20 protein-coding genes and 1 other RNA gene are annotated in these 24,673 nt (G+C 67.3%); 12 read left to right on the forward strand and 9 right to left on the reverse strand.

The genetic code is table 11. From position 1 onward, the window contains the following. The first annotated feature begins 41 nt into the window (after positions 1-41). The 3 genes from CAL15_RS15950 to CAL15_RS15960 all read left to right on the forward strand — a co-directional run bounded on the left by CAL15_RS15950 (position 42) and on the right by CAL15_RS15960 (position 6,075). Complete coding sequence (locus CAL15_RS15950) at positions 42-3,008, forward strand: HD domain-containing phosphohydrolase (RefSeq protein WP_086079492.1); 2,967 nt, start codon at positions 42-44, stop codon at positions 3,006-3,008. Between the two features lie 134 nt (positions 3,009-3,142). Then, the gene (locus CAL15_RS15955; protein ID WP_086079493.1) at positions 3,143-4,705 is read left to right on the forward strand and encodes a DUF1800 domain-containing protein; all 1,563 of its coding nucleotides are present in this window, start codon (positions 3,143-3,145) and stop codon (positions 4,703-4,705) included. Then, entirely contained in the window at positions 4,702-6,075 is a 1,374-nt protein-coding gene (locus CAL15_RS15960) for a DUF1501 domain-containing protein (RefSeq protein WP_086079494.1), read from the forward strand. The genes CAL15_RS15955 and CAL15_RS15960 overlap by 4 nt, the downstream gene beginning before the upstream one ends. Before the next feature lie 133 nt (positions 6,076-6,208). Here the strand turns inward: CAL15_RS15960 and CAL15_RS15965 are convergent, their stop codons facing one another. The 9 genes from CAL15_RS15965 to gyrA form a co-directional block, all read right to left on the reverse strand. Beyond that, positions 6,209-6,574 (reverse strand): integration host factor subunit beta, encoded by a 366-nt coding sequence (locus tag CAL15_RS15965; RefSeq protein WP_086079495.1) that lies wholly within the window; start codon positions 6,572-6,574, stop codon positions 6,209-6,211. 3 nt (positions 6,575-6,577) lie between these two features. After that, positions 6,578-8,290 carry a 30S ribosomal protein S1 gene (rpsA, locus tag CAL15_RS15970; protein WP_086079496.1) on the reverse strand — a complete coding sequence of 571 codons (1,713 nt, stop codon included), beginning with the start codon at positions 8,288-8,290 and terminating at the stop codon, positions 6,578-6,580. 181 nt (positions 8,291-8,471) lie between these two features. Further along, the gene (cmk, locus tag CAL15_RS15975) at positions 8,472-9,182 is read right to left on the reverse strand and encodes a (d)CMP kinase (protein ID WP_086079497.1); all 711 of its coding nucleotides are present in this window, start codon (positions 9,180-9,182) and stop codon (positions 8,472-8,474) included. A gap of 17 nt (positions 9,183-9,199) precedes the next feature. Next, a complete protein-coding gene (aroA, locus tag CAL15_RS15980; RefSeq protein ID WP_086079498.1) occupies positions 9,200-10,522 on the reverse strand; it encodes a 3-phosphoshikimate 1-carboxyvinyltransferase in 1,323 nt (440 codons plus the stop codon). A gap of 73 nt (positions 10,523-10,595) precedes the next feature. Continuing rightward, on the reverse strand, positions 10,596-11,465 hold the full coding sequence (locus CAL15_RS15985) for a prephenate dehydrogenase (protein ID WP_086079499.1): 870 nt from the start codon (positions 11,463-11,465) through the stop codon (positions 10,596-10,598). Next, a complete protein-coding gene (gene hisC, locus CAL15_RS15990) occupies positions 11,462-12,586 on the reverse strand; it encodes a histidinol-phosphate transaminase (protein WP_086079500.1) in 1,125 nt (374 codons plus the stop codon). The genes CAL15_RS15985 and hisC overlap by 4 nt, the downstream gene beginning before the upstream one ends. Positions 12,587-12,592: 6 nt before the next feature. Further along, positions 12,593-13,687: a prephenate dehydratase gene (pheA, locus tag CAL15_RS15995; protein WP_086079501.1), complete on the reverse strand. Its 1,095-nt coding sequence runs from the start codon at positions 13,685-13,687 to the stop codon at positions 12,593-12,595. Beyond that, the gene (gene serC / locus CAL15_RS16000) at positions 13,680-14,810 is read right to left on the reverse strand and encodes a 3-phosphoserine/phosphohydroxythreonine transaminase (RefSeq protein WP_086079502.1); all 1,131 of its coding nucleotides are present in this window, start codon (positions 14,808-14,810) and stop codon (positions 13,680-13,682) included. The genes pheA and serC overlap by 8 nt, the downstream gene beginning before the upstream one ends. A gap of 6 nt (positions 14,811-14,816) precedes the next feature. After that, on the reverse strand, positions 14,817-17,498 hold the full coding sequence (gene gyrA, locus CAL15_RS16005) for a DNA gyrase subunit A (RefSeq protein ID WP_086079503.1): 2,682 nt from the start codon (positions 17,496-17,498) through the stop codon (positions 14,817-14,819). 391 nt (positions 17,499-17,889) lie between these two features. Here gyrA and ompA point away from each other — a divergent pair, with 391 nt between their 5' ends. The 9 genes from ompA (at position 17,890) to CAL15_RS16045 (ending at position 24,650) form a co-directional block, all read left to right on the forward strand. Next, positions 17,890-18,483, forward strand: a complete 594-nt coding sequence (ompA, locus tag CAL15_RS16010; RefSeq protein ID WP_086079504.1) for an outer membrane protein OmpA — start codon at positions 17,890-17,892, stop codon at positions 18,481-18,483. Between the two features lie 114 nt (positions 18,484-18,597). Next, the gene (gene ubiG, locus CAL15_RS16015; RefSeq protein WP_086079505.1) at positions 18,598-19,317 is read left to right on the forward strand and encodes a bifunctional 2-polyprenyl-6-hydroxyphenol methylase/3-demethylubiquinol 3-O-methyltransferase UbiG; all 720 of its coding nucleotides are present in this window, start codon (positions 18,598-18,600) and stop codon (positions 19,315-19,317) included. A gap of 70 nt (positions 19,318-19,387) precedes the next feature. After that, entirely contained in the window at positions 19,388-20,074 is a 687-nt protein-coding gene (gene gph / locus CAL15_RS16020) for a phosphoglycolate phosphatase (RefSeq protein ID WP_086079506.1), read from the forward strand. 265 nt (positions 20,075-20,339) lie between these two features. Continuing rightward, positions 20,340-21,539 (forward strand): MFS transporter, encoded by a 1,200-nt coding sequence (locus tag CAL15_RS16025; RefSeq protein WP_086079507.1) that lies wholly within the window; start codon positions 20,340-20,342, stop codon positions 21,537-21,539. Between the two features lie 48 nt (positions 21,540-21,587). Continuing rightward, positions 21,588-22,009: a transfer-messenger RNA gene (gene ssrA / locus CAL15_RS16030) on the forward strand. Between the two features lie 395 nt (positions 22,010-22,404). Beyond that, positions 22,405-22,632, forward strand: a complete 228-nt coding sequence (locus tag CAL15_RS16035) for a hypothetical protein (protein ID WP_086079508.1) — start codon at positions 22,405-22,407, stop codon at positions 22,630-22,632. A gap of 26 nt (positions 22,633-22,658) precedes the next feature. Further along, a complete protein-coding gene (locus tag CAL15_RS16040; RefSeq protein WP_157666675.1) occupies positions 22,659-22,994 on the forward strand; it encodes a tyrosine-type recombinase/integrase in 336 nt (111 codons plus the stop codon). Between the two features lie 77 nt (positions 22,995-23,071). Next, positions 23,072-23,377: a hypothetical protein gene (locus CAL15_RS24450; RefSeq protein ID WP_157666676.1), complete on the forward strand. Its 306-nt coding sequence runs from the start codon at positions 23,072-23,074 to the stop codon at positions 23,375-23,377. Between the two features lie 373 nt (positions 23,378-23,750). Beyond that, positions 23,751-24,650 (forward strand): LysR family transcriptional regulator, encoded by a 900-nt coding sequence (locus CAL15_RS16045; protein WP_086079510.1) that lies wholly within the window; start codon positions 23,751-23,753, stop codon positions 24,648-24,650. Positions 24,651-24,673: the final 23 nt, after the last annotated feature.

Here is a 24,673-nt window from a genome sequence, read left to right on the forward strand (position 1 = left end):
TGCACGGATCGGCCGCGGCGTCCTCGCGTAGGAAATCATCGATGAAAGTCCGCTTCCACCTGCTGCCCACGATGCTGCTGGGCGCGTTCGTGCTGGCCCTGACGGCCGTGATGATCGTGTTTTCCATGTCCAAGCTGCGCAGTCTCTCGGAAGACGGCGCCAGCACGGTGTTCTCGCTGATCGCGCAGCGCAATGCCGACCAGCTGCAGGCGCTGCTGGCCAGCATGAGCAGCGTGGTCGACGCGCAATCGGTGCTGCTGCCGCAGCAGATCGAACGGGGCGGCAGGGTCAACGAGGTCACGCTGGCGCCCGCGCTGATGGCCACACTGCGCACCAATCCGCATATCTACAGCGTCTACTACGGTTTCGGCGACGGCACGTTCCTGCAGGTGATCGGCGTGCGCGGCGATGCCCGCATCGCCGACAGGATCCGGGCGCCGGCCGGCACGCATTTCGCGATCCGGCTCATCGAAGGAGGGTCCGCCGACGGCGGGCAACCGCGGCTGGAGAACTGGCGATTCCTCGCGGCCAACGAGAAGCAGTTGGGCGCGCTGTCGCAAGAGGCGGCCTACGTGCCCAGTTCGCGGCCCTGGTACGACAGCGCGCTGGCCGCGCCCGGCCTGCATGTGACCGAGCCCTACGTGTATGAATCGCTGCAGGGGCTGGGCCTGACGCTGTCCCGCGCCTTGCGCAACGGCAACGGCGTGTTCGGGGCCGACGTCGCGCTGGGCGACCTGGAAAGCTTCGCCGCGCAGACGCTCGAGGGCCGCGAAGGCGGCGTGCTGATCACCGATGACCGCGGCCGCGTGCTGGCCGCGCATGCCAGCCGCCACTTCAATGCGCCGCTGCTGGATTCGCTGCAGCCCGCGGCGCGCTCGGCCAACCCCATGTTTTCGCATGCGGCCGAGATGATCCGCCACGGCGGCACGCAGATCGTGGACGTGCACGGCACCGAGCTGGCCTACGCCAGCCGCTCGCTGGCGATCACGCCGTCCGCTTCCATCCACGTGGTGGCCTTCGCGCCGATGAGCCTGTACACGGGCGCGGTGGACAATGCGCGCAACGGCCTGATGCTGTTCGGCCTGGCCGTGCTGTGCATCTTCCTGCCCCTGACGTACTTCGTGGCGCGCCGCATCTCGGGCGCGCTGGAAACACTGGCGGCCGACGCCGAACGCATCCAGCGCCTGGACTTCAGCGGCGGCCGCACCGTGCACTCGATATTCCGCGAGATCGACCTGCTGGGCCGCGCGCAGCACACGATGAAGGCGGCCATCCGCCAACGCACCGAGGAACTGGATCGCGCACGGGTCAATCTGCAGGCGCTGCTGGACAGCGGCATGCAGCTGGCCTCGCGCCGCAGCCGCGAGACGGTGCTGCAGCAGACGCTGGATAGCGCGCGCAGCCTGTCGCATGCGCGGGCCGGACAGTTCTGGCTGTGCACTCGCGACGACACGCTGCAGCTTGCCGCGCACGTGCACGCCGGCAACGACGACTGGCCGACGCCCGCGCTGCATGTGCCGCTGGACGGCGCGGCGCTGGATCCGTGCGCATGGGCGCTGTCGCACAAGCGTCCGCTGCGCATCGACAGCACTGTGCACGAGTTCGACCTGAGCACGCAGGCGCTGCTGCCGGGCGGCATGCCCAGCGCCCTGCTGGCGGTGCCCGTGCTCGCGCGCGGCCACAAGCCCATCGGGGTATTGGTGCTGTCCGAACACGGCCGCTCGGCCGCTGGCGCAGCCGGTTTCGATGCCGAAACCGTGCGCTATGCCGAGACGCTGGCGGCGCAATCGGCCATCGCGCTCGAGAACATGGATCTGGTGGCCGCGCAACGCGAGCTGATGGACGCGATACTGCAGCTGCTGGCGGGCGCCATCGACGCCAAGAGCGCGTACACCGGCGCGCATTGCGCGCGCGTGCCCGAACTGGCGCGCATGCTGGCCGAGGAAGCCTGCAAGGTCGACAGCGGCCCGCTGGCCGACTTCCGCTTCGAAACCGAAGAGGAATGGCGCGAGTTCCGCATCGGCACGTGGCTGCACGACTGCGGCAAGGTGACGACGCCCGAGCACGTGGTGGACAAGGCCACGAAGCTCGAGACCATCTACAACCGCATCCACGAGATCCGCACGCGCTTCGAGGTGATGCTGCGCGACGCCGACATCCGGCGGCTGGAGACGCTGCTGTCCGGCGGCGACCGCGCCGAGGCGCAGCGGGCCTACGACGCGGAGCGCGCCCAGCTGCTGGCCGACTTCGCGTTCGTGGCCCGCTGCAACATCGGCGGAGAGTCGATGCCCGATGGCCACGCCGAACGGTTGCGCCAGATCGGGCAGCGCACCTGGCTGCGCTATTTCGACGACCGGATCGGCCTGTCGCATGCCGAGGAGGCGCGCATCGCGCAGGTGCCGGCGCCCGCGCTGCCCGTGCGCGAGCCACTGCTGGCGGATCGCCCCGAGCACGTGGTGCCCCGCACAGATCGCGACCGCCACGACGAGCGGTACGGGTTCCGCATGGAGGTGCCCGAGCACCTGTACAACTTCGGCGAGCTGCACAATCTCTCCATCAAGCGCGGCACGTTGACGCCCGAGGAACGCTACAAGATCAACGAGCACATCACGCAGACCATCGTGATGCTGGACCAGTTGCCGCTGCCGGCCAACATGCGGCGCGTGCCCGAGTACGCGGGCACGCACCACGAGACGTTGACGGGCACGGGCTATCCGCGCCGCCTGCGCGCCGAGCAGTTGTCGGTGCCGGCGCGCATCATGGCCATCGCGGACGTCTTCGAGGCCTTGACGGCCTCCGACCGTCCGTACAAGAAGGCCAAGCCTCTGTCCGAGGCCGTGCACATCCTGGCGGGCTTCAAGACCCGCGGGCACATCGACGGCAGCCTGTTCGACCTGTTTCTCAGTTCGGGCGTGTACAGGCGCTATGCCGAGGCCTACCTGGCTCCGCAACAGATCGACCACGTGGACGTCAGGGCGTATCTGGACGGCGCGTTGCCGACGGCCTGAGGCGCCATCCGCAAGCCACGACGCCCGATGAACATGGCGTCATGCCTACGGATGAGCCCTTCGTCCGTAGGGGGGTGTTGAACCAAGCCCGCGGCTTCGATACCGTGGGGCCTAGGTTTTCAGAATCTTCGCCCATGCCCGACCCGCTTTCCAAGGCCGGCGCCACCGAGCCCGAACGCTATCCGCAACCCACCCCCGGCCAGGCCTCGCGCTTCCTGGCGCAGGCCACTTTCGGCCCGACGCCGGCACAGATCGAGGCGGTCGTCGCGCAGGGCTATGCCCGCTGGCTGGACGCGCAGCTGCGCATGCCGCCTTCGCAGAGCCACTTCGACTGGCTGGTGGCGCAGGGCAAGAACACCGAGGAATTCAAGGGCAACGGCATCAACGCGCCGCTGGAGTCCACGCTGTGGCGCAAGTTCATCTCGGCCCCCGACCAGGTGCGTACGCGCGTCGCCTTTGCGCTGTCGGAGATCTTCGTGGTGGGCGTGTCATCAATCACGGCATCGTGGCCGCTGTTCGGCGCGGCGGGCTTCATGGACCTGCTGGCCGAGCACGCCCTGGGCAGCTATCGCGCCCTGCTCGGCGCCGTGTCGCGCAATCTCTCCATGGCATGCATGCTGACGTTTCGCGGCAACCGCAAAGAGGATCCTGTTACCGGCCGCCATCCGGACGAGAACTACGCGCGCGAGGTGATGCAGCTGATGAGCATCGGGCTGGTCGAGCTGCAGCGGGACGGCACGCCCCGCCTGGCCGAAGGCGGTCCGGTCGAGACATATACCAACGCGGACGTGCAGGGCCTGGCCAAGGTGTTCACGGGATGGGACCTGGACGGCCCGGAGACCGATGTGGAGTTTCACCGACGCCCGATGGCGCTGGACCGCGCGCAGCACTCGATGTCCGAGAAGCGCTTCCTGGGCACGGTGATTCCCGCCGGCACCGATGGCCATCGCTCGCTGGCTATTGCCATGGACGTGCTGAGCGCGCATCCCAATGTCGGACCGTTCATCGGCAGGCAGCTGATCCAGCGTCTCGTCACCAGCAATCCCAGCCCTGCGTACGTCGCTCGCGTCGCCGCGGTGTTCGATGACGACGGCACGGGCGCGCGCGGCAATCTGCGCGCGGTGGTGCGCGCAATCCTGTTGGACCGCGAGGCGCGCTTCCCGGATCTGGCCTCGCCCACGTGGGGCAAGGTGCGCGAGCCCATCGTCCGCTTCGCGGCATGGGCGCGGGCCTTCGGGGCGCAATCCACCAACGGCAAGTGGACCATGCCCGACACCACCGACAACACCATACGGCTGGCCCAGAGTCCGATGCGTTCGGCCAGCGTGTTCAATTTCTTCCGGCCCCAGTACGTGCCGCCGGCAACGCCGCTGGCCGAGCGGCGCCTGGCAGCGCCCGAACTGCAGATCACCGACGAGACCAGCATCGCGGGCTACCTGAACTTTCTCGAGATCTATGTGGATCGCGGCTGGGAGGATCTTCAGACGCGTTACGCCGCCGAAGTCGCGGTGGCGCACGATCCCGCGGCGCTGGTGGCGCGCGTCGTGCTGCTGCTGGCGGGCGATGCCTTCAGCGCGCAGACGGCCACCCTCATCGCACAGGCGGTGGCGACGCTGCCGCCGGATCGGCCGCTGGACCGCGTGCGCGCGACCATCATGCTGGTCGCCGCCACCCCTGAATATCTGGTGCAGAAATGAAGACCGTACAGGATGCCGAGCGCCGTGCACTGCTGCTGCGCGCCGCCGCGCTCGGCGCAACGGGACTGGCCGCGCCCCTGGCGTTGAACCTGGCCGCGCTGGGCGGGGCGGCAGCGGCCTCGGCGCCGGCGGGTTCGTACAAGGCGCTGGTCTGCGTGTTTCTTTATGGCGGCAACGATCCCTACAACACCGTGGTTCCTTATGAACCCGCCTGGCATCGCGCGTACGCCGCGGCGCGCCCCGACATCGCCCTGCCGCGCGAGTCCTTGGCGGCCACCGCGCTGAAGAGCCGCCGTCCGGCTGCCGGCGAACCGCAGTTCGCACTGGCGCCGTCGCTGGCACCGCTGAAGCCGCTGTTCGACCAAGGGCGGATGGCCGTGGTGCTCAACATCGGGCCGCTGGTGCGGCCCACCAGCAAGCGCGACTACATCGGCGCGCGCGTGCCATTGCCCCCCAAGCTGTTCTCGCACAACGACCAGCAGGCGTACTGGCAGGCCCTGGCGCCCGAAGGCGCCGCCTCGGGGTGGTTCGGACGGCTGGCCGACCGTGCCGCGGCCGACAACGTGCGCGGCAGCTTCACCGGCATCACCGCGGGCGGCAATACCGTACTGCTGGCCGGATCCCGCGTGACGGGCTATCGCGTCGGCCCCGAGGGCTCGACCCCGATCGAGCCCCTGCGGCGAGACATGTATGGCTCCACCGCCTGCACGGCATTGCTGCGACAGCTCATCACCGCGCCGCGCACGCACTTGATGGAAAGCGAGCTGTCGCGCATCGCCGCGAAGTCCATCGTCGCCGACGCGCAGCTGCGCGCCGCCCTGCAGGACGTGGCCGTGCCCGGGGACTTCGGCACGCCGCTGGCGCAGCAGTTGAAGATCGTGGCGCGCATCATCGGCGCGCGGCAGGCGCTGGGCGCGCGGCGCCAGGTGTTCTTCGTCTCGCAGAACGGCTACGACAACCACACCGGGCTGGCGGACACGCACCCTGCCCTGCTGCGCGAACTGGGACAGGCGTTGGCGACGTTCCAGGGAGCGCTGACGGCGATGGGCGTGGCCGACCAGGTCACCACGTTCACGGCCTCGGAGTTCGGCCGCACGCTGGGCTCGAACGGCAACGGGTCGGACCACGGTTGGGGCTCGCATCACTTCGTGCTGGGCGGCGCGGTGCGTGGCGGTCGGTACTACGGCACGCATCCGGAGATCGCCCGGGATGGGCCGGGGTTCGTGGACAACGGGCGGCTGCTGCCTACGCTCGCGGTGGAACAGTTGGGAGTCGCGCTGGGAGCCTGGTTCGGCGCCAGCCGGTCCGATATGGATTTGGTGTTCCCGAATCTGCGGCACTTCGATGCCGGAGCGTTGGACGTGATCTGACGCCGTCGGCTGCCTCCGAAGCCCGTCCGCTGTCTCCAAAAGCAAGAAGCCCTCTTGTCGGAGGGCCAGAAAGCAAGAAGCCCTCCTATCGGAGGGCTTCGTGGGGTGAACCTTCGTGTCGGTCGTGCTTGCGTCAGTGCATGGCATGGAGGTCCAGCGCCGAGGGCAGCGGATCGGAGTCCGCCGTTCCCGCACTGGCCGTGCCGTCCCGCTCGCTGGCAACCAGATCCACGCGCTCGCGCAGTTCTTTGCCGGCCTTGAAGTGCGGCACCTGTTTGCCAGGTACCAGCACTTGTTCGCCCGACTTGGGGTTGCGCCCGATCCGGGGAGACCGTTGCGACAACGAGAAGCTGCCAAAACCGCGGATCTCGATGCGCTGACCCGAGGCCAGGGCCTGGGTCATCGCGTCAAGCATGGTCTTGACGGCGTAGTCGGTGTCGCGGGCGGCCAACTGTGGATAGCGGGCCGCCAGCGCGGCGATCAGCTCCGACTTGGTCACTTATCAACCGTCGTTGCGCTGTTGGTCCAGCTTGGCCTTCAGCAGGGCGCCCAGGTTGGTGGTGCCCGACGAAGCGCTGGCATCCGACATGCGCTGGATGGTCTCGGCGGTTTCGGCGTTGTCGCGAGCCTTGATCGACAGCTGGATCGAACGCGCCTTGCGGTCGATGTTGATGATCATGGCTTCGATGTTGTCGCCGGCCTTCAGCACGGTGGTGGCGTCTTCGACGCGGCCCGAGGAGATCTCGGAAGCGCGCAGGTAGCCTTCGACGTCGACCGACAGGGTGATCACGGCGCCCTTGGGCTCGACCGACTTGATCGTGCCCGGGACCACGGCGCCCTTGTCGTGCGTGGCGACGAAGTTGTTGAAGGGATCGCCTTCCAGCTGCTTGATGCCCAGCGAGATGCGTTCCTTGTCGGTGTCGATGCCCAGGACCACGGCTTCGAGTTCGTCGCCCTTCTTGAAGTTGCGCACGGCTTCTTCGCCGGTTTCCGTCCACGACAGGTCGGACAGGTGCACCAGGCCGTCGATGCCGCCGGGCAGGCCGACGAACACGCCGAAGTCGGTGATCGACTTGATGGCGCCGCGGACCTTGTCACCACGCTTGAAGTTGGTGGCGAACTCTTCCCACGGGTTCTGGCGGCACTGCTTCATGCCCAGCGAAATGCGGCGGCGGTCTTCGTCGATTTCCAGGACCATGACTTCGACTTCTTCGCCCAGGGTGACAACCTTGCGCGGGTCGACGTTCTTGTTGGTCCAGTCCATTTCGGAGACGTGCACCAGGCCTTCGATGCCGGCTTCGACTTCCACGAACGCACCGTAGTCGGTCAGGTTGGTGACCTTGCCGAACAGGCGGGTGCCTTGCGGGTAGCGGCGAGCCAGGCCCACCCACGGATCTTCGCCCAGCTGCTTGACGCCCAGCGAGACGCGGCTCTTTTCCTGGTCGAACTTGAGGACCTTGGCTTCGACTTCCTGGCCCACCTGCAGGACCTCGGAGGGGTGACGCACGCGGCGCCATGCCATGTCGGTGATGTGCAGCAGGCCGTCGATGCCGCCCAGGTCGACGAACGCACCGTAGTCGGTGATGTTCTTGACCACGCCCTTGACCACTGCGCCTTCGTGCAGGGTTTCGAGCAGCTTCTGGCGCTCTTCGCCCATGCTGGCTTCCAGCACCTGGCGGCGCGACAGCACGACGTTGTTGCGCTTGCGGTCGAGCTTGATGACCTTGAATTCGAGGGTCTTGCCTTCGTACGGCGTCGTGTCCTTGACGGGACGCAGGTCGACCAGCGAGCCCGGCAGGAACGCGCGGATGCCGTTGGTCATGACGGTGAGGCCGCCCTTGACCTTGCCGGTGATGGTGCCGGTGACCAGCTCGCCGTTCTCGAGCGCGGTTTCCAGCTGCAGCCAGGCCGACAGGCGCTTGGCGCGGTCACGCGACAGGATGGTGTCGCCGTAGCCGTTTTCCAGCGAGTCGATGGCCACCGAGACGTAGTCGCCGGGCTGGACTTCGAGTTCGCCCTGGTCGTTGAGGAACTCTTCCAGCGGAACGAGAGCTTCGGACTTCAGGCCGGCGTTGACGACCACGAAGTTGTGGTCGATGCGTACGACTTCGGCGCTGATGACCTCACCGGACTTCATGTCCTGGTTCTTGAGGCTCTCTGCGAATAGGGCGGCAAAGCTTTCGCCGCCGGTGGCGGAAGTGGAAACGGAAGACATTAGGTTAAGCGTCCATGGCCAAAATGGCCGTTGAATACACGCCAGGGCGGATTGCCCGCCACAGCGGAGTGGAAAAAACCTGGAAGCATCACGAATTCTTGCGGGGTGGTCCCGTGGGAATGCGCGCTAGGCCGCCAGGGCCATCGATGATGTTTACTGCTCGACGTTTGCTGCTGCTTTGCTACTGCGGTTGCCGCGGGGCCGACCCCCAGAAATCCAGCACTGCCTGCACCGTCTGCTCGATCGTAAGGTTCGACGAATCGAGTTCGCGGGCATCTGCCGCCGCTACCAGCGGCGCCGTGGCGCGTTGGGTGTCGCGCGCATCGCGTGCGCGCAAGTCTTCCCGCACCGCGGGCAACAGGTCGTCAATATTAGCGGGATTTCCCTTTTCGATCAACTGCTTACAGCGCCTTTGCGCCCTGGCCTCGACGTCGGCCACCAGGAATATCTTCAGTTCGGCGTCGGGAAACACCACCGTGCCCATGTCCCGCCCGTCGGCCACCAGGCCCGGCGCCCGGCGAAAGGCGCGCTGGCGCGCCAGCAGGGCCTGCCTGAGGGCCGGATACGCCGCGATGCGCGAGGCCAGGTTGCCCACCTGCTCGTGGCGGATCGCCTCGGAAACCTCTGCGCCTTCGAGAAAGATGCAGGCCCCCTCGAAGCGCACGTCCAGCGTGCGCGCCGCCTCGGCCAGCGCCGCCTCGTCGTCGGGCGGGATGCCGCGTTGCAGCGCCACCAGCGCGGTCAGCCGGTAAAGCGCCCCGCTGTCCAGCACCGACCAGCCCAGCGCCTGCGCCACGCGATGCGCGATGGTGCCCTTGCCCGAGGCGGTGGGTCCGTCGATGGCGATGACCGGCACGGCGCCGTCCTCGCGCGGAATGGGGGATTGAGTCATCCGGTTCCCCAGGAAATTCACGAGCCGACGAGGCTCGCATATACGTCGAAATAGCCCGGGAACGTCTTGCTGACGCAGCCCGGATCCAGAATGCGCACCGCCGCCGGCCCGAAGGCCGCCAGCGAGAAGCACATCGCCATCCGGTGGTCGTCCCAGGTGCCGATGTGTGCGTCGCGCCACTGGCCGGCCGCCGGCGGCGTGATGCGCAGCCAATCCGGCCCCGACTCGACCTGCGCGCCGAGCTTGGCCAGCTCGGTGTGCATGGCGTGGATGCGGTCGGTCTCCTTGACCCGCCAGCTGCCGATGTTGCGCAGCCGGCACGGGCCGTCGGCGTACAAGGCGAGCGCGGCCGCCGTCATGGCGGCGTCCGGAATGAGGTTGAAGTCTTCGTCGAAGGCGCGCAGGCGCTCGCCGCGCGCCACCCGCACGCCGCTGGACTGCAGCCAGCCGGGTCCCGCCTCGATGGTAACGCCCATGGCGCGCAAGGTGTCCGCGAACGCCACGTCGCCCTGGATGCTGTCGACCCCCACGCCCGTGACCCGCAGCGGGCCGCCGCCGATGGCGCCCAGCGCCAGGAAGTACGAGGCGGTCGAGGCGTCGCCCTCGACCAGGATGCTGCCCGGGCTGCGGTACGCGGCGTCGGCCGGCACGGTGAAACGCTGCCAGCCCTCGCGGCGCACGGCCACGCCGTAGCGCGCCATCAGGTTCAGCGTGATCTCGATATAGGGCTTGGAGATGAGGTCGCCCACGACCTCGATGGCCACCTCGCGCCCGGCCGCACGCGCCAGCAGCGGCGAGGCCAGCAGCAGCGCTGTCAGGAACTGGCTGGAGACGCCGCCCTGCACGCGCACGGGCGCGTCGCCGCGCGGCGCGCCCGGGCCGATGCGCAGCGGCGGATAGCCGTCCTGCCCCAGGTAGTCGACCTGGGCGCCCAGGCCGCGCAAGGCGTCGACCAGGTCGCCGATGGGCCGCTCGTGCATGCGCGGCACGCCCGACAGGCGGTACTCGCCGCCCATCAGCGCCAGCGCCGCGGTGAGCGGCCGGAACGCGGTGCCCGCGTTGCCCAGGAACAGGTCGGCCTGGCTGGACGGGAACGGCGTGGCGCCGTGCACCGACACCCGCCCTGCCCCATGATCATCGACTTGCACGCCCAGCTGGCGCAGCGCGGCCAGCATGACGCGCGTGTCGTCGGAGTCGAGCAGGCCGGCGATTTCCGTGACGCCTTCGGCCAGCGCGGCCAGCAGCAGCACCCGGTTCGAGATGCTCTTGGAGCCCGGCAGGGCCACCTCGCCGCGCGCTTGCGCGACGTGCGGCAGGTCGAGATAGTCGGAGGCGTTCAACGGTGTTCCCTCGTGTCGCTAGGCGGCGGCATGTCGCGCGGCGCGCCGTGTAAGGACGGCCTGGCGCAGGCGCTCATTGGGGTTCCTTGCGCCAGTTGCGGCGCGCGCTGGCGGCATGCTCGAGCATGTCGTGCAGGGTCGCGCCATCGCCCTGGCGCAACGCGGCCTCGGCCTGGTCGAGCATAGTCCTCACTTCGGCCAGCTCGGCCAGCAGCGCGGGACGATTGGACAGGAAGATGTCACGCCACATCTCGGCCGACCCGGCCGCGATGCGGGTGAAATCGCGAAAACCGCTGCCTGCCAGGGCCAGGCGCTGCGCCGCGTCGGGCGCGGCGGCCACCTGCGCCATGTATACGGCGGACAGCAGATGCGGCATGTGGCTGACCGAGGCCAGCACGCGATCGTGCGTGTCGGCATCCATGTCGATGACGGCCGCCCCGCATGCCTGCCAGGCGGCGCGCACGGCATCCAATGCCTCGGGCGGGTTCTCGGGCAGCGGGGTCAGCACCACGGTGCGCCCCTGGTACAGCAGGGCATCGGCAGCCTCGGGACCGGTGCGTTCAGCCCCCGCGATGGGATGGCCCGGCACGAAGCACGACAGCCTGTCGCCCAGCGCGGCGCGCGCGGCCTCGACCACCTCTGCCTTGGTGCTGCCGGCATCCGTCAGCACCGTGCCGGCGCGCAGGTGCGGCCGCATCCGCGCCAGCACCGCGCCCAGGCTGCCCACGGGCGTGGCCAGCATGATCATGTCGGCGCGCCGGGCGGCCTCTTCGGCGCTGACGGCCTCGTCTATCAGGCCCAGGTCGACGGCGCGCTGCAGCGACTGGGCATTGCGCCCCACGCCCAGCACCCGCCCCACCCGTCCGGCCCGGCGCAGCGCGGCGGCGAACGAGCCGCCGATCAGGCCTACGCCGACGACGGCCAGTACGGACGGCTGGCTCATCGCGCGGCGGGCAGTACTTGCGCCAACGCCTCGAGGAAGCGCGTGTTCTCGGCGGGCAGGCCGATGGTGACGCGCAGCCATTCGGGCAGGCCGTCGCCGGCCACCGGGCGCACGATCACGCCGCGCTTGAGCAGTTCGAGGTTGACGTGCGCGGCGTCGCCCACGCGCACCAGCACGAAGTTGCCGTAGCTGGGCACGTACTGCAGCCCCATGCGATCGAACGCGTCGCACAGCTGGGCCTTGCCGGCCTTGTTGCCGGCGTACGCCTGTTCGATGAAGGCCGTGTCGGCCAGCGCCGCGATGGCGGCGGCCTGGGCCAGCGTGTTGACGTTGAACGGCTGGCGCACGCGGTTGAGCAGGTCGGTCAGGCGCGGTTGGGCCAGCGCGAAACCGACGCGCAGGCCCGCCAGGCCATAGGCCTTGGAGAATGTGCGCGACACGATCAGGTTGGGGAAACGGCGCACGAGCTCGGTGCTGTCGAAGCGCAGTTCGGGATCGAGGTATTCGTTGTAGGCCTCGTCCAGCACCACCGTGACGCGCTCGCCATGAGCGTCGCGCACGCGTTGCAGGAAGGCGTCGAGCTGCTGGCCGGTGACGAACGTGCCGGTGGGGTTGTTGGGATTGGCGATGAACAGCAGGCGCGTGTCGTCGGCGATGGCCTCGAACATGGCGTCCAGGTCATGGCCGTAGTCGCGCGCGGGCACCATGATGTGGCGCGCCCCGCGCGCCTGCGTGGCCAGCCGGTAGACCACGAACGCGTGCTGCGCATAGACCGTGGATGCGCCCGGCGACAGCAGCGCCGACGCCGCGATCTCGAGGATGTCGTTGGAACCGTTGCCCAGCGTGATCCAGTCCATGGGCACGCCGTAGCGCTTGGACAGCGCGGCCTTCAGGTCGAAGCCGTTGGCATCCGGGTAGCGCGCCAGCGCCTCGGCGGCGACGGCGATGGCGGCCCGGGCCGAGGCCGGCATGCCCAGCGGATTCTCGTTGGAGGCCAGCTTCACGATGCCGGCAGGATCGAGCCCGAACTCGCGCGCCAGTTCCTCGATCGGCTTGCCTGCCTGGTACGGAGCGATGGCGCCGATGTGCGCGGGCGCGGCGAATGTCTTGTCGTTGCTCATGGTGACCTAAGCCTGTTGCGCCGGGTAAGACCCCAGCACCTTGAAGAATGCGACCTGGGACTGCAGCGTGGCCAGCGCCTGCGCCACCTGGGGATCGTCGCGATGCCCCTGAAGATCGATGTAGAAGTAGTACTCCCACTGGCCCGTGCGCGCCGGGCGCGACTCGAATCGCGTCATGGACACGCCGCTGGCGGCCAGCGGGGCCAGCATTTCGTACACGGCGCCCGCGCGATTGGGCACGGCCAGGATCAGGCTGGTCTTGTCGCGGCCGCTGGGACCGGGCTGCAGGGTGCCCACGGCCACGAAGCGTGTGCGGTTCTGCGCGTCGTCCTGGATGCCGGCGGCGACCACCGAGAGGCCCCAGGGCTCGGCCGCGACTTCGCCGGCGATGGCCGCCACGGCGGGATTCTCGGCCGCCACGCGCGCGGCCTCGGAATTGCTGGCGGCCGCCACGCGTTCGAGGTCGGGGTAATTGCGGGTGAGCCATCCCTGGCACTGCGCCAGCGCCTGCGGGTGCGCCGAAATGGTGGTGACGCCGTCCATGCCGCCGCTGCGGGTCATCAGGCAATGGCGGATCACCAGCGAGCGTTCGCCCAGGATCTTCAGCGGCGTGGCGAGCAGCAGGTCGAGGCTGCGGTTGACCGCCCCCTCGGTGGAGTTCTCGACCGGCACCATGCCCACGTCGGCCTGTCCCGCCTCGACGGCGCGGAACACCTCGTCGAACGAGGGACACGGCAACCGCTGCACGGAGTGTCCGAAATGGTCCAGCGCCGCCTGCTCGGAGAACGAGCCCTGCGGACCGAGGTAGGCGACCGTCATGCCGCGCTCGAGACCGCGGCAGGCCGACATGATCTCGGTCCAGACGGCGGCCACGCCCGCATTGGGAAACGGCCCGCGATTCTTCTGCTGCAGTCCGCGGATGACGGCAGCCTCGCGCTCGGGGCGCAGCACCGCGCCGTCGGCCTGCACTTCGTGCTTGACCTCGCCCACCGCCTGCGCCGTGCGGGCGCGCTCGGACAGCAGGTCGAGGATCTGCGCGTCGATGGCGTCGATGCGATCGCGCAGCGGGCGCAGCCTGGACTGCAGCGTATCGTCATCCATGAGTGCGCTCGAATTCCTTCAGGTACTCGACCAGCGCCCGCACGCCCTCGATGGGCATGGCGTTGTAGATGGACGCGCGCATGCCGCCCACGCTCTTGTGCCCCTTCAGCGCCATCAGGCCGGCCGCTTCGGCGCCGCGCAGGAAGGCGTCGTTGAGCGACTCGTCGCGCAGCACGAAGGGCACGTTCATGCGCGAGCGCACGGGGGCGTGCACCGGATTGCGATAGAAGGCGCTGCTGTCGAGATAGCCGTAAAGCAGTTCCGCCTTGGCCGCGTTGGCGGCTTCGATGCCGGGCACGCCGCCCTGCGCCTTGATCCACTTGAACACCAGCCCCGCCACGTAGATGGCGTAGGCCGGCGGCGTGTTGTAGCGCGAGTGCTCGGCCGCCACGTTGGCATAGTCGAAGGCCGACGGGCAGATGGGCAGCGCATGGCCCAGCAGGTCGCGCCGGGCGATGACCACAGTGGCGCCGGCCGGGCCGACGTTCTTCTGGGCGCCCGCGAACACCAGGCCGGCGCGCGTGACGTCGAGGCGCCGCGACAGGAAGTGCGAGGACGCGTCCACCACCAAGGGTACGTCGGGCGCCCCCAGCGCGGCCATGTCGGGCCACTGCACCGTTTCGACGCCGCCGATGGTCTCGTTGCTGCACAGGTGCAGATAGGCGGCATCCTTGCGGATCCGCCACGTGTCCGCGGGAGGCGACCACGTCCAGGCGCCCTGCGGCTTCCCGTCGATGTCGACGGCGGCGCCGCTGGTGGCGGCCACCTGCGCGTCGCCATAGCGGCCGGCCTCTTTGTGCGAGCGCACCGACCAGTGGCCGGTAAGCACGAAGTCGGCCGACGGCGTGCCGCGACGTCCCATCAGGTTCATCGGCACGATGGCGTTCTCGCCCAGGCCGCCACCCTGCATGAACATGATGGCGTAGTCGGACGGCAGGTCGAGCAGTTCGCGCAGGTCGGCCTCGGCCTCGTCGCAGATCTGGACGAAGTGCTTGCCGCGATGGCTCATCTCCATGACCGACATGCCGCTGCCGCGCCAGTCGAGCATCTCGGCCGCCGCCTGCTGCAGCACCGGTTCAGGCAAGGCGGAAGGACCCGCCGAGAAATTCCATGGACGCGCCATGTGTGCTTACTCCGTAGATCCGGTGGTTGGGGTGTCCCCGGCGTCGCCCTGCGGCTGCGCGCCGTTGTCGTTGTCGCCGTTGTCGGCCGCGCCTTCGCCGCCTTCGCCGTTGTCCTCGTCGGCATCGCTTTCGACCACGCGGCGCACGCCCGACAGGCTGCTGCCGTCATCCACGCTGATCAGCGTGACGCCCTGGGTGGCGCGGCCCATTTCGCGGATTTCCGCCACGCGGGTGCGCACCAGCACGCCGCCGGTGGTGATGAGCATGATTTCGTCCGAAGGCATGACCAGCACGGCGCCCACCACCTTGCCGTTGCGCGACGAGGTCTGGATGGCGATCATGCCCTTGGTGCCGCGGCCGTGGCGCGTGTACTCGGTGATGGAGGTGCGCTTGCCGTAGCCGTTCTCGGTGGCGGTCAGCACGCTCTGCGTTTCGTCGCCGGCCACCAGCAGCGAGATGACCGACTGGCTGTCCTCGAGCTGCATGCCGCGCACGCCGCGCGCGTTGCGGCCCATCGGGCGCACGTCGTTCTCGTCGAAGCGCACGGCCTTGCCGGCGTCGGAGAACAGCATCACGTCGTGCTTGCCGTCGGTGAGGTCGGCGCCGATGAGATAGTCGCCCTCGTCCAGGTCGACCGCGATGATGCCGGCCTTGCGCGGGTTGGAGAAGTCGGACAGCGGCGTCTTCTTGACCGTGCCGCGCGAGGTGGCCATGAAGACGTAGTGGTCGTCGCTGAATTCCTTGACCGGCAGCACCACGTTGATCTTCTCGCCGTCGGCAAGCGGGAACATGTTGACGATGGGACGGCCGCGCGAACCGCGCGTGCCCGCCGGCACCTCCCAGACCTTGAGCCAGTACACGCGGCCGCGGTTGGAGAAGCACAGCAGGAAATCGTGCGTGTTGGCGATGAACAACTGGTCGATCCAGTCGTTCTCTTTCATGGCGGTGGCCTGCTTGCCGCGCCCGCCGCGCTTCTGCGCGCGGTATTCGGACAGCGGCTGGCTCTTGATGTAGCCGCTGTGGGACATGGTGACCACCATGTCCATCGGCGTGATCAGGTCTTCCGTGTCGATGTCGGTGGCATTGACCTCGATCTCGGAGCGGCGCACGTCCTTGGCGCCGGTGGCGAACTCGGCCTTGATGGCCGACAGTTCGTCGCTGATGATGGTGGTGATGCGCTCGGGACGCGCCAGGATGTCCAGCAGGTCGGCGATGGTGTCCATGACCTCGCGGTATTCGCCGATGATCTTGTCCTGCTCCAGGCCGGTGAGGCGCTGCAGGCGCATGTTCAGGATTTCCTGCGCCTGCGTGTCCGACAGCCGGTACATGCCGTCGGCCTGCAGGCCGAATTCGGCGGCCAGGTCGTCGGGCCGATAGGCCGAGCGCCCGCCAGGCGTGCCGTCGTCGGCGCGCGCCAGCATTTCGCGCACCAGCGAGGAATCCCAGTTGCGCGCCATCAGTTCCTGGCGCGCCACGGGCGGAGTGGGCGCCGCCTTGATGATGGCGATGAAGTCGTCGATGTTGGCCAGCGCGACGGCCAGGCCTTCCAGCACGTGGCCGCGTTCGCGAGCCTTGCGCAGCTGGAACACGGTGCGGCGAGTGACCACTTCGCGGCGATGCTGCAGGAAGTAGTCGATCAGCTGCTTCAGGTTCAGCAGGCGGGGCTGGCCGTCGACCAGCGCCACCAGGTTCATGCCGAAGGTGTCCTGCAGCTGCGTGTTCTTGTACAGATTGTTGAGGACGACCTCGGGCACCTCGCCGCGCTTGAGCTCGATGACCAGGCGCATGCCGTCCTTGTCCGACTCGTCGCGGATGTCGGAGATGCCCTCGATCTTTTTCTCGTTGACCAGCTCGGCGATGCGTTCCTGCAGCGTCTTCTTGTTGACCTGGTAGGGAATGGCGTCGACCACGATGGCCTGCCGGTTGCCCTTTTCCATGTCCTCGAAGTGGGTCTTGGCGCGCATCACGACCCGGCCGCGGCCGGTGCGGTAGCCCTCGCGCACGCCGGACATGCCGTAGATGATGCCGCCGGTGGGGAAATCTGGCGCCGGGATCAGTTCGATGAGCTCATCGACCGTGCACTGCGGGTTGCGCAGGCAGTACAGGCAGCCGTCCACCACCTCGGAGAGATTGTGCGGCGGGATGTTGGTGGCCATGCCGACGGCGATGCCCGAGCTGCCGTTGACCAGCAGGTTGGGCAGGCGCGAAGGCAGCAGGAGCGGTTCTTGCTCGCTGCCGTCGTAGTTGGGACCGAAGTCGACGGTCTCCTGGTCGATGTCGGCCAGCAGTTCGTGGGCGATCTTGGCCAGGCGGATTTCGGTGTAACGCATCGCCGCGGCGTTGTCGCCGTCGATCGAGCCGAAGTTGCCCTGGCCGTCGACCAGCATGTAGCGCATGGAGAAGTCCTGCGCCATGCGGACGATGGTGTCGTAGACCGACTGGTCGCCGTGCGGGTGGTACTTACCGATGACGTCGCCGACGATACGGGCCGATTTCTTGTAGGCCCGGTTCCAGTCGTTGTTGAGCTCGTGCATGGCGTAGAGCACGCGCCGGTGCACGGGCTTGAGGCCATCGCGCACATCGGGCAGGGCCCGCCCCACGATCACGCTCATGGCGTAATCGAGGTAACTGCGGCGCATCTCTTCTTCCAGCGATACCGGAAGCGTCTCCTTGGCAAAGGAATCCATATGTGGGGGCGACAGAATCGTGTAAGGGATGAACCCGGGCAGGGCAAACGGGAAATTTTATCATCCGGCGTCCAAAGGCCCTGCGGACGGGGGTTCCGGCAGCCGTCAAAACGCCCCCTTCAGGCGCAACATTTTGTCATTGCAGCCTTGTTGCCAAAAACCAACATGAACATCGCGCGGAGCACAGAAATGCCGATATCCCGGGCGTTTGCGAGGGTCCAGGGGAGCCAAAGCCAAGCAAATGCCTTAAGATTGTTTCCAGCACGCAGGAGACCCAGCAGGCAGCTCCTTGAACCCGTTCTCGGTGTTGCTATACTGGCCCCGTTTTCCTGATATGCGGCGGGGGTCGCTGCGAGTCATCTATCCAGCTTCAAGCTCAACGAGGAGAAACATGAACAAACCCTCCAAATTCGCTCTGGCGCTTGCCTTTGCCGCCGTTACGGCCTCGGGTGCAGCCTCCGCCCAAACCATCGACAACTGGCGCGGCGCGTTTGGCAACGTCTGGAAGAACGGCACCAACGAACTGTGCTGGCGCGATGCGTTCTGGACCCCGGCCACCGGTATCCCGGGCTGCGACGGCGTGCCCGTTGCCCAGGCTGCCCAACCGGCGCCCCCGCGTGCCCAGCCGACGGCTTCGAAGGTCGTCTTCAACGCTGACACGTTCTTCGACTTCGACAAGTCGACGCTGAAGCCGGAAGGCCGCCAGCTGCTGGATCAAGTGGCTTCCCAGATCAACACGATCAATCTGGAAACCCTGATTGCCGTTGGCCACACCGACTCGATCGGCTCCGACGCCTACAACCAGAAGCTGTCCGAGCGCCGCGCCGCTTCGGTCAAGTCCTACCTGGTCAGCAAGGGCATCGACCCGAACCGTATCTACACGGAAGGCAAGGGCGAGAAGCAACCCGTGGCGTCGAACTCGACCCGCGAAGGCCGCGCCAAGAACCGCCGCGTGGAAATCGAAATCGTCGGTACCCGCCGCTAATCGATCACCGGCCTACAGCCGGTACAATAAAGGGCCTCGCGTTGCGAGGCCCTTTTTTTGCGCGTTCGCTTCGCTCCTTTCGCCCGCAACACGCTTTCCCTCCGGACGGCCGCCATGACCACAGACACCTCCGCACGCCCCGTCAACGCCGACCAGGCCGAGCTGGACAAGTTCAGCGCCCTGGCCTCTCGCTGGTGGGATCCGGAAAGCGAGTTCAAGCCGCTGCACGCCATCAACCCGCTGCGCCTGGGGTGGATACAGGAACAGTCCGGCAGTCTGGCGGGCAACCGCGTGCTTGACGTCGGCTGCGGCGGGGGCATCCTGTCGGAAAGCATGGCAGTGGCCGGCGCGCAGGTAACCGGCATCGATCTGGCCGAAAAATCGCTGAAAGTGGCGCGACTGCATGGCCTCGAATCCGGCGTACCGGTGGAATACCGCAAGGTGCCGGTGGAGGAACTGGCCGCAGAGCAGCCCGGGCAATACGACGTGGTCACGTGCATGGAAATGCTCGAGCACGTGCCCAATCCGGCGTCCATCGTGCACGCATGCGCCACGCTGGCCAAGCCGGGCGGCTGGGTGTTCTTTTCCACCCTCAACCGCAACCCCAAGTCCTTCCTGTTTGCCATCATCGGCGCCGAATACGTACTGAACCTGCTGCCACGCGGCACGCACAGCTACGAACAGTTCATCAAGCCCAGCGAACTGGCCACAGCGGCGCGGCAAGCCGGCCTGGAAACCGTGCGTATGCGCGGCATGGAATACAACCCCATCACCAAGATCTATACGCTGTCGGACGACACGTCGGTGAATTACCTGATGGCGACGCGCAAATGAGCCCGCACGGCAGCCTGAAGGACCGACTCGTGATCGGCGGATACGCGCGCCACGCCGGGGGCGTCACGCCATGACGGCCCTGGTCCTGTTCGACTTCGACGGCACCCTGGCCGACACCGCGCCCGACCTGGCGGCGGCGGCCAATCGGCAGCGCACCCGGCAGGGCCTGGCTCCCCTGCCCTACGAAACCCTGCGGCCCGAGGCCTCTCACGGCGCGCGCGGCCTGCTGCGCGTAGCCCTCGGGCTCAAGCCGGAGGACCCGGGCTACGAGGCCGTGCGGCTACAGTTCCTGCAGGACTATGCCGAAGAGTCCACCGTGCACACCCGGCTGTTCCCGGGCATTGCCGAGCTGCTGCAGCGCATCCGCGGCCATGGCCTGTCGTGGGGCATCGTCACCAACAAGGTCACGCGGCTGGCCGTGCCCATCATCGAGCACCTGGGCCTGGCCCCGCACAGCGCCGCCACCGTGTGCGGCGACACGGCCGAGCATCCCAAACCGCATCCTGCACCACTGCTGCTGGCCGCGCGCCAGGCCGGCGTCTCGCCCGAGCGCTGCGTCTACGTGGGCGACGACCTGCGCGACGTGCAGGCGGCGCACGCGGCCGGCATGCCGGCCGTGGCCGCCGCCTACGGGTACATCGGAATAGACGGCGATGCCACGGCGTGGCAGGCTGAAGCATGCGCCGATAGCGTCGAGGCCCTGTGGCCGGCCATCCGCGACCTGCTGCCGGCCGACGTACGGCAGACAATGGCCTGATTCGGGCGCGTCTGCAGGCCGGCGCTGCGGCCCTGCCGTCGTCCGGCGTGCCGGCGCCTCCCGCCCCCTTCTACGCCTTGCAATAGAGCGGCATTCGCCGCCATTGTCAGCGCCAGCCGAACACTGAAACCGGCTCGTCTCTCTTTATCGCCCTTTCCATGCCCCCTACAGTAGCAATCCTCGTGTGATTGCCTCTGCGGGGTGTCCCCTTTCTCACTCTGCCTTTCGATTCGCGGCCTTGCCGCCGCGATCGGTCCGTTTCGCCATGCCGCTTCCCATCATTCTGCTTTCCGCCTCGGGCTTCACCATCCTGACCACCGAGTTCCTGATCATCGGCCTGCTGCCGCCCATGGCCCGCGACCTGCAGGTCACGGTCTCGCAAGCCGGCCTGCTGGTGTCGCTGTTCGCGTTCACGGTGGCCACGGCGGGCCCCCTGCTGACCGCGCTGATGGCCAATATGGACCGCAAGCGCCTGTTCATCGGCGTACTGCTGCTGTTCGGCCTGTCGAATACGCTGGCCGCGCTGGCGCCCGACATAGGCACCATGGCCTTCGCGCGCTTCGTGCCGGCGCTGGCCCTTCCGGTGTTCTGGTCGCTGGCCAGCGCCACGGCGGTCGAAATCGTCGGGCCCGAGCGCGCCGGCCGCGCCATATCCATGGTGGCGTTCGGCATCGTGGCCGCCACGGTGTTCGGCATTCCCATCGGCGTACTGATTTCCGACGCGCTGGGATGGCGCGCCGCCTTCGGCATCCTGGCCGGGGTGGCTTTCGCCAAGGCGCTGATGCTGGCTGCCAGCTTTCCGAGCCTGCACCGCACCGCGGCCGCGGTGCGGCTGGGCGAGCAGGTGCGCATCCTGCGCAGCCCGGTAGTGGTCGGTCATGTGGTCCTGTCCCTGCTGGTGTTCACCGGCATGTTCACCGCCTACACCTATCTGGCGGACATGCTGGAACGGCTGGCCGGGTTCAACGGCCAGGTGGTGGGTTGGACCATGATGGCGTTCGGCGGCATCGGCATCCTGGGCAACTGGCTGGGCGGCCGGCTGGTGGATCGCAGTCCGCTGGGCGCCACGCTGCTGTTCGGGTCGATGATGGCGGTCGGGCTGGTGTTCGTCACCGAGGTGATGCGCATGCCGCCGCTGCTGGCGGCCGCGCTGGCGACCTGGGGCATCGCGCAGGCCGCCCTCTTCATCGTCTGCCACGTCCGACTGATGAAAGCCGCGCCGCAGGCGCCCGCCTTTGCCGCGTCCTTGAATATTTCCGGGGCGAATGCGGGCATAGGCCTGGGCGCGGTGGTGGGCGGCTACGTGATCGACCACCATGGCTTGGCAGCCTTGGGCGCCGCCGCCGCGGGCGTCCTGGCTATGGGCATGGTGCTGGCGGTCGGATTGATGACGGCCTCCCGGCGCGGGTCCGGCGCGGCCCCGCTGCCCGCCGCCGAACGCCCGGCGGCCTGCCGGCACTCGTGAATCCGCAGCCGGGCGTGGGGATGCGTAAAGGAGTACAATACAAGGTCTGGGGCCGATCCGGATTCGACGTGGATCACGAAGCAACTCAGGGCATGCCGAGCACCAGTACGCTCGTAAAACCACTGGAAACAATCAAACGCCAACGACGAGCGTTTCGCTCTCGCCGCTTAAGCGGTGAGCCGCTGCACCGATCTGTCCTTGGGTCGGGCGGAGGAGGGGCAACCCTCCTAAGGAATCCTGCCTAGGGCCTATATCCCCCGAAGCAGCATCTTCCTGAACCGCTGCAGTGTTATTCACAAGGAATCGGCGTCCGCTGGGGTCACACGGCGTACGTTTAAATTACGTGAATCGCCCTGGTCCGGCCTGTCGTCCGGCTAAGTCCAGGGTTAAATCGAAATAGGCCGACTACGCATGTAGAACTGATTGTGGACGGTTTGCGGACGCGGGTTCAATTCCCGCCGGCTCCACCACTACACATCCGCCGAAGTACTCAGAAGCCGGAAAACCCAAGGAAATCAAGGGTTACCGGCTTTTTTTCGTCCGGCAATGTCCAGTTCATCTGTTGACTGCCGCGCCGTTGTGCGAGTAGTTTTGGGAGTAGTTCACCATTAGCTGTCAGAGCCGGAGTAATACTGCCCCGCTGGAGAAGGACATCTTTCCCTGGATCGGCGATTCTCCGTGCCCGAAATCAACGCGCCCATGGTGCTGGAAGGCCTGCGCCGCATAGAGAGCGCGACGTCATCGAGACGGCCCACCGGGCCAGACCAACATATCGCAGGTCATGCGCTCCGCCTTCGCTACCGACCGGGCCCAACGTGGCCCCGGCCTGACCTGCGAGGGTGGGGGGAGGCGCTAAAGGTCTATCGTGGAACAACTCCGCGGCGATCATCACGCTTCCGAGCTGGGAGAACTGCAGCGCGCCATCGAAACCTACAAGCGCGGCGTCGGCGCCCGAGCCGTCTTGCAACTGGCATCGCTGATCTTCGTGCGGCCCGGCGAATTGCGCGGGGCTCGCTGGTTGGACATTCACCTGGACAAGGCCGAATGGCGGGACACCAGCAAGACCGGCACCGAGCGCACCTGGTACCGCTGAGCGACCTACAGCATTACACCGGCAGCATGGAACACGTCTTTCCTGGCAAGCGCAGTCCCAAGCGCCCAATGACCAAGGAGGGCCTACTGGCAGCCCTGCAGCGGATGGGTTACGACAAGGAAACCCTGACCATCCACGGCTTTCGGGCCACAGCGCGCAAACTGCTGGTCGAGCAGTTGCACTATCCGGCCGAGGTCATCGAGCACCAGCTTGCGCACGCCGTGCCGAATGCCTTGGACACGCCCTACAACCGCATGAAGTTCATCAAGGAGCGACGGGAAATGATGCAAGCCTGGGCCGATCACCTGGATAAGCTGCAGGCAAGCGCGTCCGTCAGTTCGATTAGCAAGACCGCAGCCTGACGGGTTCAGGCAACGGGGGCGATGGCAATCGCGGTGCCTCGGGCCCCTGACCACAACGCAATAACGGGGACCGCATCATGACTAAGGACAATTCTGGCCAACTCACCAACGATCAAATCGGTTGGGTTCTGAACGACATTGCCGCAACATCAAAAGCCATCGAGCGTTTTGCCGTTCTTATGGTCCATTCGGACGATGACCGTGACACAGAAGCGATGCGCCATTCTGTGGAGAGCTTGGCCCAGCGCATTGGACTGCTGGCGGATAGGGTGGCAAATCGTCTGCCAGGATTCATCGGTGCGGCTTATGGAGGCGAGGCAGAGGATTGGATGATGCCCCCCGCCTATCATTGGGAAAAGGAGAAGGCCAAGACGGCCGCTTGACACGGGAAACCAGCACGCCGAGGAAGAAGGCGTCATCGAGCCGCAGACCACGGGTAGAGCGATGCAGCACGATCCCGCAAGAAGATTTTTCACATGTAGCCCTGGTGGCCGGATATCGCCTATCGAGACACGTCCTGTACCGGATGCGCAGACCATCCTCGCTGAAAGCAGCCCGCACATAGCTTCGCACAAGCCGATGGCATGATCGCGCGCTGCCCGGCACGGCAAAAGACAGTCCGAAAGGCCAGGTCGTTCTGTCTGGTCCGGTCTCATGCTCGGTCATCAGGCGTCCCCTCGAAACGCGCTGCGACCGACGCCCGACATGTTCCGTCATCGATATACTCTTGACCACCCCTACCCCCGGAGCGCGCGCGTGGACCGACTGCAAGCCATGAAGACCTTCGTCGCCGTGGTCGAAAGCGGGGGCTTCACTGCGGCTGCGCGCAAGCTGGATGTCTCGCTGTCTGTCGTCAGCCGCACCATCATCGAACTCGAGACGCACCTGGGCGCACGGCTGCTGACGCGCACCACCCGGGTCGTGCGGCCCACCGAAACCGGCGACGCATACTTCGAAAACTGCAAGCGCATCCTCTCCGACGTCGAAGAGGCGGAACTGGCGGTCGCCGGAACCCACGCGGCGCCGCGCGGGCAACTGGTGCTGACGGCGCCGGTGCTGTTCGGCGCGCGATATGCGATGCCCATCGTGGTGGAGTACCTGCAGCGCTATCCCGAGGTGGACGTGAACTGCCTGCTGTTGGATCGCAACGTGGATTTCATCGGCGAGGGAGTGGACGTGGGCATGCGCATCGGCGAGCTGCCCAGTTCGTCGCTGCAGGCGATTGCGGTGGGCCGCGTGCGGCGCGTCGTGTGCGCGTCGCCGTCGTACCTCGAACTGCACGGCGTGCCGCAGGCGCCGAAGGATCTGGCCGCCCATACGCTCATCCACACCACGGGCGTCAGCACATTGCCCGAGTGGCGCTTCATGGACCACGGCGAAGCAAAGCCTGTGCGGATCACGCCGCGGCTGTGCACCACCACGAACGATGCCGCGATCGCGGCCGCCGTGGCGGGGCTGGGCATGGCGCGGGTCCTGTCGTATCAGGTGGCCGGCGAATTGGGGGACGGCCGCCTGCGCGTGGTGCTCGCCGACTATGAGACGCCGTCGGTGCCCATCCACCTGATCCACCGCGAGGGCCGCCATGCGATGCAGAAAGTGCGCGCCTTTCTGGACCTGGCGATAGACCGCCTGCGCGCAGAGAAGTCGTTGAACTAGCAGCCGGACTATTGCTCAATCAA

Origin of the sequence: Bordetella genomosp. 13, assembly GCF_002119665.1 — a bacterium.
GTDB lineage: Bacteria > Pseudomonadota > Gammaproteobacteria > Burkholderiales > Burkholderiaceae_B > Bordetella.